The sequence below is a fragment of the Butyricimonas sp. Marseille-P2440 genome (assembly GCF_900091675.1).
GTDB classification, from domain to species: Bacteria; Bacteroidota; Bacteroidia; order Bacteroidales; family Marinifilaceae; genus Butyricimonas; species Butyricimonas synergistica.
In genome coordinates this window covers 2,098,873-2,111,798 of sequence record NZ_LT594610.1, presented here as the reverse complement: position 1 = coordinate 2,111,798, position 12,926 = coordinate 2,098,873, and the positions used below count along the sequence as shown (strand labels likewise).

Genomic DNA, 12,926 nt, shown 5'->3' with positions numbered 1-12,926 from the left:
GGGTACTTCAATTCTCTTTTTATTTTAAAGACCCTATTTACGACAGGAAAAAACGGAAAATGGGTGACAAAATTCAATTGAAAATGAAAAAAAATGTTTGACTTCAAAATGATCCCTATAACAAACAATGTCTGAAAATAATGCACTATTTTTGCAAAAATAAGAAGCCAAGGATATGGAAAAACTTGATGTATTCAATTGCTCGAATGTGCTTATAGCGAGTTATTTTACCGATGACCGGAGATGCGCCCACGAAAATCGGGAACATACGCTTATTTATCTGTGTTCCGGAGAATTGGAAATCGAGGAATGTGGAAAGAAAACGGTTTTGCACCCGGGGGATTGCGCTTTCATGCGACGTGACAACAGGATGTGGTTACAGAAACACGTAAAGGATGAGGAACCCTATCGCTCTATCACGTTGAAATTTTCAAGGGCTTTTCTTCGGGAGTTTTACCAAACACTCAACCGTCAAGAGATTCCTGTTGATTCAAAGCGCGAAAAGGTGAGTCTGCGTGTGTTGCCGAACAACCGACCGGATATCCGCTCTCTGTTCGAGTCGCTTGTCCCTTATTTCGATGCCGGAGAGAAGCCTTCGGAGGATATTCTGAAATTGAAGATGGTCGAGGGCGTCTATGTCTTACTCAACACGGACAGGAACCTTTATGCTTCGCTGTTCGATTTCGTCGAACCTTGGAAAATAGACATTCTCGATTACCTGAACGAGAACTATATGTGCGACTTGTCGATGGAGGAAATCGCAAGCTACACGGGGCGCAGCCTGGCCACGTTCAAACGGGATTTTGCCAAAGTGAGTAACCTGACACCTCAAAAATGGATCATCAAACGGCGCCTCGAAGCTGCTCATGACTTGATCAAATCGGGGAAAAAGAAGGTAACAGAAGTCTGCTTCGACGTAGGTTTCAAAAACTTGTCGCATTTCTCCAAAATATACAAGGAGGCATACGGGGCAGCTCCATCTTGGTAAAATGAACCTCCTGACAAAGAAGTTTGAGCTTTACAGCAAAGTTGCTGCAAGGCTTGTTTCGTATCTTTGCATTTGAGAATCGAATGCCGATCTCCATAAAAAGTAGAATTAAAATCAAACGGTATGAAAACAAAAGTAACTTCATTGGTTTTATTATTAACTTTAATATTTCCAATCATGGCAAGATCACAAGTAAAAATCAAGCAAACAGCCGGACGTGACGCGCTCGGCGAGTTCGCTCCCGAGTTCGCGCATCTCAATGACGACATCCTTTTCGGGGAGGTCTGGAGCCGCAACGACCTGCTTTCGCTCCGTGACCGTTCCATCGTAACGGTGGTCGCCCTCATGTCGCAGGGATTGACCGACTCTTCGTTCAAGTATCACCTTGAATCGGCCAAAAAAAACGGAGTAAGCAAAACCGAAATGGCCGAAATCCTCACCCATGCCGCCTTCTATGCAGGCTGGCCCAAGGCATGGGCAGCTTTTCGTATGGCAAAAGAAGTTTGGACCGAAAATGCCGATAGTACTGCAGTCGATTCGCTCGAAGCATATGCACAAACCATCATTTTTCCAGTCGGCAAGCCGAATGATGCCTATGCCAAGTATTTTATCGGACAAAGCTATGTTGCGCCCGTGGTGACGGCTGGCGTTCCTGTCGTAAATGTCACTTTTGAGCCGGGTTGCCGCAACAACTGGCATGTACACCACGCCACGAAAGGCGGCGGACAGACGCTCGTATGCGTGGGAGGCCGCGGTTATTATCAGGAATGGGGAAAAGAGGCGGTCGAATTGCGGCCCGGTGATGCTATCCATATTCCGGCGGGCGTGAAACACTGGCACGGAGCGGCTCCCGACAGTTGGTTTTCCCACCTTGCCATTGAGGTCCCCGGTGAGAATAACAGCAACGAATGGCTTGAGCCTGTAAGTGATAAAGAATATTCAAAATTAAAATGAGATGAAACACGTAATATTGATAATTATGAGCCTTATCAGTTTCAGCGGCGCGGCAAATGCGCAGAAACAAGTCACGGACACCAGTGCGTCATCGAACAAAAAAATCCTTGTCGCCTATTTTTCCTGCACCGGAACAACTGAAAAAGTAGCGGATGCCATTGCCAAAGCAACCGGCGGCAAACTTTACCGGATAACTCCCGCTAAAGCCTACACATCAGCCGACCTCGATTGGAACAACAAGAAAAGCCGAAGTTCGGTTGAAATGAATACCGAGAATTCACGACCGGAATTGGGCGGTGAATCTGTTGCCCCGAAAGATTATGACGTGATATTCGTGGGGTATCCGATTTGGTGGGATTTGTGTCCGCGTCCGGTCAATACGTTCCTCGAAAAATACGACTTCTCCGGTAAAACTGTCATTCCGTTCGCCACTTCCGGCGGAAGTTCGATAATGGGCAGTGTCAAACAGCTCAAGAAACTCTACCCGAAAATCGTGTGGAAAGAGGGCAGACTGCTTAATGGAGGTGTAAAGCAAGCTGGAGAATGGGCGAAACAGGCAAGCAAGTAAGTTTATGGAAGAATTTATCTCCAATAATCACGATTTGGAAAATAGGTGGGTAATTACCTGCAAGCCTATACATATCTGCCGACGGGCGTGGATCGGAGCCGGTGTGACGATTCTTCCAGGTGTTACCGTTGGTGAGAATGCGGTGGTCGGGGCCGGCAGTGTCGTGACGTGCGATGTAGAGCCTGACACTATTGTTGCCGGGAATCCTGCCAAAGTGATCAAGCATATAAAAAACGGCATGTGATTTTAACGGAGTGAACTTCCCGACAAAGTGTTTTGAGCCTCGCAGCAAAGATGTTGCGAGGCTCTTTTTTTAACTTTGTAGCAGAACATTAAAACATGAAGATTTATGGAAACCATGAAAGAAGATAATAAAATGAACATCAGCCGCCGTGGATCGTGCCGATTCCCGGAACGACGAAACTGTCGCATTTGGAAGAGAATCTGCGCACGCTTGAATTTTCCTTCTCTCCGGAAGAGTGGAGAGAACTGGAAGATACGGTGGTTGCCATTCCGGTTGTGGGAGATCGTTACAACGCCGAACAGCAAAAACAGGTCGGACACTAAAATCGGTAAAAATGGTAGCTCAATCCGTAATCTGTCTAATGACGAATCGGCTAAACGGAGCTACCTTTGTTCCAGATTATTATAAAACAGTAAAATATGAAACCTTACATTATCAGTCACATGATGACATCCGTCGATGGCCGCATCGACTGCCCGATGGTCGGGCAACTGAGTGCGGACGAATACTATATCGCGTTGGAGAAACTCGGTTCTTGCTCGAAACTTTCCGGGCGAGTGACTACCGCTTTGGAATGTACGGCTGTCAAAGAGGAATCTTCCCGAATGGAGGGAACCCCGATAGGCAGGACTTCCATTTATGTTGCCCGAGAATCGGATGAATACACCATTGTAGTGGATACGCGTGGGAAACTGCGCTGGCAGGCGAATGAGGCTGACGGGCATCCGTTACTCTGCATCGTCAGTGAAGAAGTATCCGAAGCGTATCTGGAAACACTTCGGCAACAAGGTATTTCTTGGATTGCGGTCGGAAAAGGACGAATTGATCTGCCTAAAGCTATGGAAGCTCTGTCCGAGCATTTCGGGGTTAAACGCCTTGCAATCGTCGGGGGCGGGCATATCTGCGGCGGATTTCTGGAGGCTGGACTGATCGACGAGGTCAGTATCATGGTAGCCCCCGGCATTGACGGGCGCAAAGGGCAGACGGCCGTTTTCGACGGTATAGCCGACACGGGATGCAACCCGTTCCGTCTGAAACTGGAAAGCGTGGAGCGGTGGCCGACGGATATAGTCTGGCTGCGCTACAAGATGAAATAATATGAATCCAAGCAGATTATGAAGATACAAGCATTTGCTATCATGACGTTGCTGGCTTTTACGAGTTGCAGCGTGAGTAATAAGGAAAAGAAGATAAAATCAACAGATATGGAAACATTGGAATTAACGCGGGAGTGGGACAAGACATTCCCGCAAAGTGACAAAGTGGAACATACAAAAATCACGTTCCATAATCGCTACGGCATCACGCTTGCCGCAGACATGTACAAGCCGAAAAACGTGCAAGGTACTTTGCCCGCTATCGCCGTAAGCGGTCCTTACGGGGCTGTCAAAGAGCAGGTGTCGGGACGTTACGCCCAGGCTCTTGCCGAGCGGGGATTCCTGACCATTGCTTTCGATCCCTCGTTTTACGGCGAGAGCGGCGGCATGCCTCGCAACTTGACCTCACCTGAAATCAGTACTGACGATTTCAGCGCGGCGGTCGATTACCTGACCACCCGTGAGGATGTCGATTCGGAGCGTATTGGTATCCTTGGCATCTGCGGCTGGGGTGGGTTCGCTCTTAATGCCGCGGCCAACGACCCGCGTATCAAAGCGACCGTTACTTCCACCATGTATGACATGAGCCGTGTGAATGCCAACGGTTATTTCGATACCATGTCGGCGGACGACCGTTACAAGCTACGCGAACGGCTCAATGCCCAGCGTACCGAAGATTACCGTAACGGTAGTTACGAACGCGACGGTGGCGTGGTAGATCCCGTTCCGGAAGATGCCCCGCTTTTCGTCCGTCAGTACCACGACTATTACAAAACGGAGCGAGGCTATCACCGTCGTTCCCCCAATTCCAACAAAGGAATTAACAAGACCAGTTCTCTGGCATTTATCAATATGCCCCTTCTTTCCTATATCGGCGAGATCCGTAATGCCGTGCTGATGATACACGGCGCTGAAGCTCATTCTCGCTATTTCAGCGAGGATGCCTACAAGCGGCTGACAGGCGATAACAAGGAACTGCTGATTATTCCGGGAGCTAACCATGTCGATTTGTACGACAATCTTGAAGTGATTCCTTTCGATAAAATAGATACGTTCTTCAAAAAAGTCCTGAAAGAAAAATAAGAACCGGACTCCAGAACAAAGCAAATTGAGCCTCGCGGCAAATATGTTGCGGGGCTTTGCTTTTACCTTTGTGTCAGTTGAATAACTAAATAGGAACTGAGATTGTATCACATTTTTTTGTGTTTACCGGGGGACTTACGCGGGATGATTTTACCCATTCGCGTGTAAGCGAACAAATTGTTGTCTATTTTGCCCACGGATGATTCCCGGTTACTTTTCTACCGCCGGACGGAGGCGTTTCCACCAAGCGTGCCCCGGGCGAATGATACTAATACCCTTGCCGTTCTGGCCGTCTGCCGCCCGTGAAACAACATTCCAATGAGCATCGCTCAGGTTGAACGAAGGGATGTAATAACGGGCTGTTGTCACCTCGGAATCAAAATGCCAGAGGGGATTTTTATTTCACCTACTAATATTACATTTATGGTACAGTAACTGTCCAGTTTAATGAATCCAGTTGTTCCAAAGTATAACTTCGTCTGTAGAGTACCATATCATACTTTCTGATCGTATCATACGGAATTTTTAATAATTTTGCATCAATAAAAAGTAGTGTTAGATACGAACAAAAACGAAAATCATATTCAAAACCTCCAATGCGATATTCTTTTACTTGGCTTTTACTTTTTATAAATGCAGGGGCTTGTCCCATGAAATTATAAATTGGTAGCAAGGTATCACAAGTTCCCCGATCATAAAATAAATCTTTATCCGAATCATTCCTAATTCGAAGGATTTCATGACGCCCTTCCTTATTTTTAGGTCTACAACTAAATGCTCCTAGTAATACCAATAATAACACGATAATCTGTTTCATTCAGACTTGATTATGTCGTATGTAATGTTTTTTTATTCAAAAAGTTGACAAATGTTTTCTTCTCCGATCTTTTTTCTTCGTGGGTAATTCAAAGATAATAGGAAGACAATATTTCACTTCAACAGGTTTTCCCCTTTGCAATGCAGGCTTGTCAAATTTTATCAAACGAGCAATTCTTAAAGCTTCATCATCGATGTCTTGACGGACTCCTCTAATAATTTTATGGTTGATTGTAAAACCTAATGTATCAACAATACATTCTACATAAACCCGACCTTCAAGTGAATCTCTCAATGCTTTAGGAGGATAATTCATTTGCTTTTTTATAAATTTACACAAATCTTTTTTTGTAGATGGCATATCATCATAAACAAATATAAGATAATCCTCGTAGTCAGTACTATCACTACTAATACTATCATTGGATACTGGAACAATTGAATCCAGTCCTAACTTTGGACTAATAAATGAGGTATTGGTATAACCATACTTCACTATATTCATATCATTTATCTGTTTGCTATAAAATGTTATAAGCAAAAGACTTATCATGTTTGTGTATCTTACCATCTTCTTGGAATTTTATATATATTATTAATAATTTTTCTCCACAATGTATTCTCTTTAATAAATTCATTCCATGTAAATAACCTGTCCCACGAAATCATGAGCAAAGGAGAAAAACAAATTCCCTCCTTGCTCAATTCAAAAATCATTTTTCAGTATAACATATACTAAGTCATAAGTTCAACAATCACATCTTTATCACTTATTTTGATTTAAATAAAGACTATCAAGTATTCTTGAACGATCTTGATGATATCCAGATATGTATTCATTTCCAAATAACACTGAATCAAGAAAAGTATACTGACTACAACGATAATTCTCATTACTCAAATATTCATGTCCTGTTTTCTTGGTACGGATATTACCATTTTTCAGTCTTTCTATCGAATCATTAAATTGTAAATCATATTTTTTTATTCTTGAGATATTATACTTGTCAGATAATATTCGTTTATAATGAATTTTATACATTGTTTCGTTCATCACTCCTGCACTATCAACAGACATAAAAACAATCGATAAATCCGTTGGAGTTTTTGTAGGAATGTAACGAATAAACATTTCTTTTTTATTTGCCTTCATTCCTAACAATCCCCAAATACTAAAACTAATTAATAATAATATAATTGCTCTCATTTTATTTTTGTATTAAATGATATGAAATAAATCTGGTCGAAAGCCATTTGTGTAGGCTAAAGTTGAAGCATACCTTTATTTGAATCATTTTTGATCTGAAGAATTTTATGTTTTTAAATAAATACTTACAAGTTCTTGTTGTACTTGTAATATAGATAATCAAGATATTTTAAACGTTCAACATTGTTCATTTTAAAAAAGTTTAGACCTATATTCTTTTGTTTTTTTAAGGAGCTTAATAATTCGATATCTTTCTCCTTATAAAAAATGCAACCATATTTGCTTGTATATGTATTGTTATCAATACGTTGATTATTTGAAAAACTTAAAATCTCGGATTCTTTTGATATTTGCACTATAAAACAACGATCTTTTTTAGATTTGAAAAAGATCGTATAAGTTATTTTGTTTATATGTAAAGTATCTTTTGCAATCTCAAATGATATAGTCCAACAATTATGACAATGTTTTACAATTGGATATTGGATAAAAATTTCCAATTGATTAGATGCTCTATTTTGCCTATTCAATAAGTATTGAATGTCAGAAAGTCTAAAACGAACAGGTACGATCAAAGGAACTATAATTGTTTTTTCTTTTTGCATTGCGGGTTTTTTGAAATGTATTAATTTCGCAACCCTTAATGCTTCTTGATCCAATTCTGGGTTTATACCCCGTGTTATAGAATGATTAAATGTTTGCCCTAATGTATCAATATACAAACTGACATATACAACCCCTTCTAAAGAATCAGCTAAAGCTTGTGGAGGATATATTAATTCTTTATTTATAAATCCTTCTATATCTCCGTCAAACACAGGAGAAGTACTTATATAAGTAATAAGATCATCACTAAACTTAGTTGTATCCGCAACCTCAATCTTACAATTGAACTTATGTATTGCTTGGACATTCAAAATTATGAAAAACATAACACTTAATAATATACTTTTCTTTACCATCTTCTTGAAATTTTGTATATAAAACTTTTAGGATAATTAGGGGTTTTTACATCAAAAAGTTCTAATTGAAATTTGTAATGATTTATTCCTTGCCATGGAATATTTTTGCTCCCTCTTCCATACAATCCTCTATTTTTGTAGGCATATAAATATCCATTTATTTCTTCTAAATACTTAGAGGGAACTCCATCAGGGACAGCGGGTATAGGTAATCCTTTTTTAATTCTATTTGCATGATAGCTTTCTTTCATATATGTTTCTTTCAAAATGGCATAGTTATCAAATGCATAGTCTCCATAAAAAATATCTCCTGAGGAAGTTGTTTTACCCCAATAACCCTCGGCTTCATACATTTTGTTCTTGTCCAGGTTGTTGTTCGCGAAAGCCAAGCCAAACGGGTAATATTCTGTCGTCTGTATAGGCACAAGCGTGTTGCCACTCGCTTCGAGGACAACCCTGGTACTACCAAGATGGTCTGTCAAATAATAATCANTAAACGTAGCCGCTACTTACTTTGCGTGTTACTCCTGCCGGATGCAATATATAATCCAAAGCATTTCCATTATACACCATTCCCCCACGATAATAAGTCAAAGAACTCCCCGATGATGTTGCCACCTCTTGTGCTAACTTCTCACCTCTAGCACTGTAAATGTACGAAATTTTTGTTTGTCCTTTACTTATTTCTGACGGTAAATCCAAATCATTGTAAGTTATCGTGATGCCCCTGTACCCATCGGTTGTCATATTACCATTTTTTCATATATGTAAGTTTTAGAGAACGTGTTATTAAGCGCAATTTGGCTAATAATATTTATTACCTTTATGGAAACGGGATATTTTGTCCCGTTTCCAAGATTCACTTACTTTCACTTTTTATATTGTTTCACTTACTAATATTGTATTTATGGTACAGTAACTGTCCAGTTTAATGAATCTAGTTGTTCTAAAGTATAACTTCGTCTGTAGAGTACCATATCATACTTTCTGATCGTATCATATGGAGTTTCTTTTAGTTCTGCATCTACAAAAAGTATTATAAAGTATGGACAAAAACGAAAATCATGTTCAAATCCTCCAAGTTCATATTCCTTTTTTTGGCTTTTACTTTTCACTAACGTTTGAGCATCTTTCATGAAATTATCTATAGGTAAAATACTATCGCAATAATTTGAGATGTAATACAAATCTTTATCCGAATCATTCCTAATCCGAAGAATTTCATGACGCCCTTCTTTATTACTAGGGCGTCTACAACTAAGAATACTTATAAAAATAAGTAATAATACAACTAACTGTTTCATAATATCATATTTTTTATCTTCTAATTCCAGTTGATACATTAAGTGCTCGATTAAGGTTTACAACAGACCAATCAATATTTTCATAAGAATTGTAATGCGTATTCCCGATAGTATACACACCTAAAGGAGTGGTAAATAGAGCAAAATAATCTCCAAAACTTGCTTTTTTCATCACAGAGTTAAGCATACTACTAAATTCATCTGTGAATTTTCGTGTAGAAGCATTCTCGTATATATTTGACATATCCCACAGGTAGGGATTATCACCAATTTGATTTTTTTCAAATTTCCAATCAAGCACACCTCTTTTATTAAAATACTTAATCGCCCGTGCATTTGCATCTTGCTCGACACGAAATAATTTATGATCGTTACCTTTAGCCACGCTCAATCCACTTGGAATTGCAAAAGCAGTCAAATAAGCAGGTCCATACTTTTTACTTTGTAAATAGTGCCCAAACTCGTGCTGGAATAAATAGTTCGATGGATCTGCTTCAAGGTCTGGATTTCCTGCTATATAGTTACCAAGTGTAACTGCATTTTTCATCGCGGGAGTACTAATTGTTGTTGTTCCCCCGTAATAATCAATCTTGGTATCAGAAGTATAATTCAAGTAATTTGCATAGCCATACCCAACTAACGTCTGAGGCAATTGCCACGTGAAACGAGAAACAACTTCCCATGCTGATTGAAAGAAATTCTGGTCTCCTCCTGATCTGAATAATCCCAATGTGATTTTAGCTTCATTTCTAGCAGCTTTGAAACCTTCTTTAAATGGATTTTTACCTTTGAAGAGTCCTCAGAACCAACCAGATAAATACCCAAAAATGAATTCTCCATCAGGATCAACCAATGCAATCGGATTATTTGCGCAATACCCGTAAGGACTAGCTAATTGCGATGCTGGATCCTGGCAAAACCATCTGCTCAATAGAGGATCGTAAAACCTGGAACCGAAATCATACATTCCCAACATCTCGTTGCCGAAAGTCACGTTTTGTATTTCTTTCCCGCTGAACAAGTACTTGTTTTTGTCCAGGTTGTTGTTCGCGAAAGCCAAGCCAAACGGGTAATATTCTGTCGTCTGTATAGGCACAAGCGTGTTGCCACTCGCTTCGAGGACAACCCTGGTACTACCAAGATGGTCTGTCAAATAATAATCATAAACGTAACCGCTACTTACTTTGCGTGTTACTCCTGCCGGATGCAATATATAATCCAAAGCATTTCCATTATACACCATTCCCCCACGATAATAAGTCAAAGAACTCCCCGATGATGTTGCCACCTCTTGTGCTAACTTCTCACCTCTAGCACTGTAAATGTACGAAATTTTTGTTTGTCCTTTACTTATTTCTGACGGTAAATCCAAATCATTGTAAGTTATCGTGATGCCCCTGTACCCATCGGTTGTCATATTACCATTTTTTCATATATGTAAGTTTTAGAGAACGTGTTATTAAGCGCAATTTGGCTAATAATATTTATTACCTTTATGGAAACGGGATATTTTGTCCCGTTTCCAAGATTCACTTACTTTCACTTTTTATATTGTTTCACTTACTAATATTGTATTTATGGTACAGTAACTGTCCAGTTTAATGAATCTAGTTGTTCTAAAGTATAACTTCGTCTGTAGAGTACCATATCATACTTTCTGATCGTATCATATGGAGTTTCTTTTAGTTCTGCATCTACAAAAAGTATTATAAAGTATGGACAAAAACGAAAATCATGTTCAAATCCTCCAAGTTCATATTCCTTTTTTTGGCTTTTACTTTTCACTAACGTTTGAGCATCTTTCATGAAATTATCTATAGGTAAAATACTATCGCAATAATTTGAGATGTAATACAAATCTTTATCCGAATCATTCCTAATCCGAAGAATTTCATGACGCCCTTCTTTATTACTAGGGCGTCTACAACTAAGAATACTTATAAAAATAAGTAATAATACAACTAACTGTTTCATAATATCATATTTTTTATCTTCTAATTCCAGTTGATACATTAAGTGCTCGATTAAGGTTTACAACAGACCAATCAATATTTTCATAAGAATTGTAATGCGTATTCCCGATAGTATACACACCTAAAGGAGTGGTAAATAGAGCAAAATAATCTCCAAAACTTGCTTTTTTCATCACAGAGTTAAGCATACTACTAAATTCATCTGTGAATTTTCGTGTAGAAGCATTCTCGTATATATTTGACATATCCCACAGGTAGGGATTATCACCAATTTGATTTTTTTCAAATTTCCAATCAAGCACACCTCTTTTATTAAAATACTTAATCGCCCGTGCATTTGCATCTTGCTCGACACGAAATAATTTATGATCGTTACCTTTAGCCACGCTCAATCCACTTGGAATTGCAAAAGCAGTCAAATAAGCAGGTCCATACTTTTTACTTTGTAAATAGTGCCCAAACTCGTGCTGGAATAAATAGTTCGATGGATCTGCTTCAAGGTCTGGATTTCCTGCTATATAGTTACCAAGTGTAACTGCATTTTTCATCGCGGGAGTACTAATTGTTGTTGTTCCCCCGTAATAATCAATCTTGGTATCAGAAGTATAATTCAAGTAATTTGCATAGCCATACCCAACTAACGTCTGAGGCAATTGCCACGTGAAACGAGAAACAACTTCCCATGCTGATTGAAAGAAATTCTGGTCTCCTCCTGATCTGAATAATCCCAATGTGATTTTAGCTTCATTTCTAGCAGCTTTGAAACCTTCTTTAAATGGATTTTTACCTTTGAAGAGTCCTCAGAACCAACCAGATAAATACCCAAAAATGAATTCTCCATCAGGATCAACCAATGCAATCGGATTATTTGCGCAATACCCGTAAGGACTAGCTAATTGCGATGCTGGATCCTGGCAAAACCATCTGCTCAATAGAGGATCGTAAAACCTGGAACCGAAATCATACATTCCCAACATCTCGTTGCCGAAAGTCACGTTTTGTATTTCTTTCCCGCTGAATAAGTACTTGTTTTTATCCAGGTTGTTGTTCGCGAAAGCCAAGCCAAACGGGTAATATTCTGTCGTCTGTATAGGCACAAGCGTGTTGCCACTCGCTTCGAGGACAACCCTGGTACTACCAAGATGGTCTGTCAAATAATAATCATAAACGTAGCCGCTACTTACTTTGCGTGTTACTCCTGCCGGATGCAATATATAATCCAAAGCATTTCCATTATACACCATTCCCCCACGATAATAAGTCAAAGAACTCCCCGATGATGTTGCCACCTCTTGTGCTAACTTCTCACCTCTAGCACTGTAAATGTACGAAATTTTTGTTTGTCCTTTACTTATTTCTGACGGTAAATCCAAATCATTGTAAGTTATCGTGATGCCCCTGTACCCATCGGTTGTCATATTACCATTTTTATCATACACGTAAGTCCCCGATGACGTGTTATTAAGGGTGATTTGGCTAATGGCGTTCCCGTTATTTGTAGTGCCGTAAGTATAGTTTATCGCGTGCAAGACAGAACCGTTGCTATTATTACGACGGATACTCTTCATGTTTCCGTTCAGGTCATACGTGAGTCCGCTAACATTGTATTTCCCGGGCGTATTTGACCAACTAGACCCGCTCTTCTCTTTGTAAGAAGCTGATTCCAACTGTCCCAACGGGTCATAAGAATACACGTATGCCTTCTCCGTTCCATTCCCGTTTTTCCAGGT

17 protein-coding genes and 2 pseudogenes are annotated in these 12,926 nt (G+C 39.8%); 7 read left to right on the top strand and 12 right to left on the bottom strand.

Features of this window, described 5'->3' with window-relative positions:
- Positions 1-175: 175 nt before the first annotated feature.
- From BN8899_RS19940 to BN8899_RS20995, 7 genes and pseudogenes are all read left to right on the top strand, one after another.
- Complete coding sequence (locus tag BN8899_RS19940; RefSeq protein ID WP_065220648.1) at positions 176-988, top strand: helix-turn-helix domain-containing protein; 813 nt, start codon at positions 176-178, stop codon at positions 986-988.
- A gap of 123 nt (positions 989-1,111) precedes the next feature.
- Positions 1,112-1,942 (top strand): carboxymuconolactone decarboxylase family protein, encoded by an 831-nt coding sequence (locus tag BN8899_RS19935; RefSeq protein WP_082987143.1) that lies wholly within the window; start codon positions 1,112-1,114, stop codon positions 1,940-1,942.
- A gap of 1 nt (position 1,943) precedes the next feature.
- Positions 1,944-2,510, top strand: a complete 567-nt coding sequence (locus BN8899_RS19930; RefSeq protein WP_065220647.1) for a flavodoxin — start codon at positions 1,944-1,946, stop codon at positions 2,508-2,510.
- Between the two features lie 10 nt (positions 2,511-2,520).
- Positions 2,521-2,754: pseudogene (locus tag BN8899_RS19925) on the top strand (DapH/DapD/GlmU-related protein); the annotation flags it as partial.
- 146 nt (positions 2,755-2,900) lie between these two features.
- Positions 2,901-3,077 (top strand): annotated as a pseudogene (locus tag BN8899_RS20545) (aldo/keto reductase); the annotation flags it as partial.
- Positions 3,078-3,173: 96 nt separating this feature from the next.
- A complete protein-coding gene (locus tag BN8899_RS21000; protein ID WP_065220646.1) occupies positions 3,174-3,851 on the top strand; it encodes a RibD family protein in 678 nt (225 codons plus the stop codon).
- Positions 3,852-3,869: 18 nt separating this feature from the next.
- The gene (locus BN8899_RS20995) at positions 3,870-4,934 is read left to right on the top strand and encodes an alpha/beta hydrolase (protein WP_065220645.1); all 1,065 of its coding nucleotides are present in this window, start codon (positions 3,870-3,872) and stop codon (positions 4,932-4,934) included.
- A 210-nt stretch (positions 4,935-5,144) separates the two neighbouring features.
- Here BN8899_RS20995 and BN8899_RS20880 read toward each other — a convergent pair whose 3' ends face one another.
- The 12 genes from BN8899_RS20880 to BN8899_RS19855 form a co-directional block, all read right to left on the bottom strand.
- The gene (locus BN8899_RS20880) at positions 5,145-5,303 is read right to left on the bottom strand and encodes a hypothetical protein (protein ID WP_157237437.1); all 159 of its coding nucleotides are present in this window, start codon (positions 5,301-5,303) and stop codon (positions 5,145-5,147) included.
- Positions 5,304-5,355: 52 nt separating this feature from the next.
- A complete protein-coding gene (locus BN8899_RS19910) occupies positions 5,356-5,751 on the bottom strand; it encodes a hypothetical protein (RefSeq protein ID WP_065220644.1) in 396 nt (131 codons plus the stop codon).
- A gap of 36 nt (positions 5,752-5,787) precedes the next feature.
- Positions 5,788-6,255 carry an energy transducer TonB gene (locus tag BN8899_RS19905; RefSeq protein WP_187376971.1) on the bottom strand — a complete coding sequence of 156 codons (468 nt, stop codon included), beginning with the start codon at positions 6,253-6,255 and terminating at the stop codon, positions 5,788-5,790.
- A gap of 261 nt (positions 6,256-6,516) precedes the next feature.
- Positions 6,517-6,957 carry a hypothetical protein gene (locus BN8899_RS19900; RefSeq protein ID WP_065220642.1) on the bottom strand — a complete coding sequence of 147 codons (441 nt, stop codon included), beginning with the start codon at positions 6,955-6,957 and terminating at the stop codon, positions 6,517-6,519.
- A 125-nt stretch (positions 6,958-7,082) separates the two neighbouring features.
- Positions 7,083-7,919, bottom strand: coding sequence for an energy transducer TonB (locus tag BN8899_RS19895; RefSeq protein WP_065220641.1), 837 nt, complete (start codon positions 7,917-7,919; stop codon positions 7,083-7,085).
- Complete coding sequence (locus BN8899_RS19890; RefSeq protein WP_065220640.1) at positions 7,913-8,401, bottom strand: hypothetical protein; 489 nt, start codon at positions 8,399-8,401, stop codon at positions 7,913-7,915. Before BN8899_RS19890 ends, BN8899_RS19895 begins: the two co-directional genes overlap by 7 nt.
- 423 nt (positions 8,402-8,824) lie before the next feature.
- Positions 8,825-9,223: a hypothetical protein gene (locus tag BN8899_RS19880; RefSeq protein ID WP_148375556.1), complete on the bottom strand. Its 399-nt coding sequence runs from the start codon at positions 9,221-9,223 to the stop codon at positions 8,825-8,827.
- Positions 9,224-9,236: 13 nt separating this feature from the next.
- Complete coding sequence (locus BN8899_RS19875; protein WP_065220632.1) at positions 9,237-9,953, bottom strand: hypothetical protein; 717 nt, start codon at positions 9,951-9,953, stop codon at positions 9,237-9,239.
- Positions 9,954-10,022: 69 nt separating this feature from the next.
- Complete coding sequence (locus tag BN8899_RS19870) at positions 10,023-10,640, bottom strand: RHS repeat-associated core domain-containing protein (RefSeq protein WP_065220638.1); 618 nt, start codon at positions 10,638-10,640, stop codon at positions 10,023-10,025.
- Between the two features lie 158 nt (positions 10,641-10,798).
- Positions 10,799-11,197, bottom strand: coding sequence for a hypothetical protein (locus tag BN8899_RS19865; protein ID WP_148375556.1), 399 nt, complete (start codon positions 11,195-11,197; stop codon positions 10,799-10,801).
- 13 nt (positions 11,198-11,210) lie between these two features.
- Positions 11,211-11,927: a hypothetical protein gene (locus tag BN8899_RS19860; RefSeq protein WP_065220632.1), complete on the bottom strand. Its 717-nt coding sequence runs from the start codon at positions 11,925-11,927 to the stop codon at positions 11,211-11,213.
- A 69-nt stretch (positions 11,928-11,996) separates the two neighbouring features.
- A partial coding sequence (locus BN8899_RS19855; RefSeq protein ID WP_231932444.1) for an RHS repeat-associated core domain-containing protein occupies positions 11,997-12,926 on the bottom strand: 930 nt, incomplete at its 5' end.

Excerpts from the sequence above, each read along its gene's own strand:
- BN8899_RS19940 (WP_065220648.1), top strand. The coding sequence starts at position 176 with ATGGAAAAACTTGATGTATTCAATTGCTCGAATGTGCTTATAGCGAGT.
- BN8899_RS19935 (WP_082987143.1), top strand. The coding sequence starts at position 1,112 with ATGAAAACAAAAGTAACTTCATTGGTTTTATTATTAACTTTAATATTT.
- BN8899_RS19930 (WP_065220647.1), top strand. The coding sequence starts at position 1,944 with ATGAAACACGTAATATTGATAATTATGAGCCTTATCAGTTTCAGCGGC.
- BN8899_RS21000 (WP_065220646.1), top strand. The coding sequence starts at position 3,174 with ATGAAACCTTACATTATCAGTCACATGATGACATCCGTCGATGGCCGC.
- BN8899_RS20995 (WP_065220645.1), top strand. The coding sequence starts at position 3,870 with ATGAAGATACAAGCATTTGCTATCATGACGTTGCTGGCTTTTACGAGT.
- BN8899_RS19910 (WP_065220644.1), bottom strand. The coding sequence starts at position 5,751 with ATGAAACAGATTATCGTGTTATTATTGGTATTACTAGGAGCATTTAGT.
- BN8899_RS19905 (WP_187376971.1), bottom strand. The coding sequence starts at position 6,255 with ATGAATATAGTGAAGTATGGTTATACCAATACCTCATTTATTAGTCCA.
- BN8899_RS19900 (WP_065220642.1), bottom strand. The coding sequence starts at position 6,957 with ATGAGAGCAATTATATTATTATTAATTAGTTTTAGTATTTGGGGATTG.
- BN8899_RS19895 (WP_065220641.1), bottom strand. The coding sequence starts at position 7,919 with ATGGTAAAGAAAAGTATATTATTAAGTGTTATGTTTTTCATAATTTTG.
- BN8899_RS19880 (WP_148375556.1), bottom strand. The coding sequence starts at position 9,223 with ATGAAACAGTTAGTTGTATTATTACTTATTTTTATAAGTATTCTTAGT.
- BN8899_RS19870 (WP_065220638.1), bottom strand. The coding sequence starts at position 10,640 with ATGACAACCGATGGGTACAGGGGCATCACGATAACTTACAATGATTTG.
- BN8899_RS19865 (WP_148375556.1), bottom strand. The coding sequence starts at position 11,197 with ATGAAACAGTTAGTTGTATTATTACTTATTTTTATAAGTATTCTTAGT.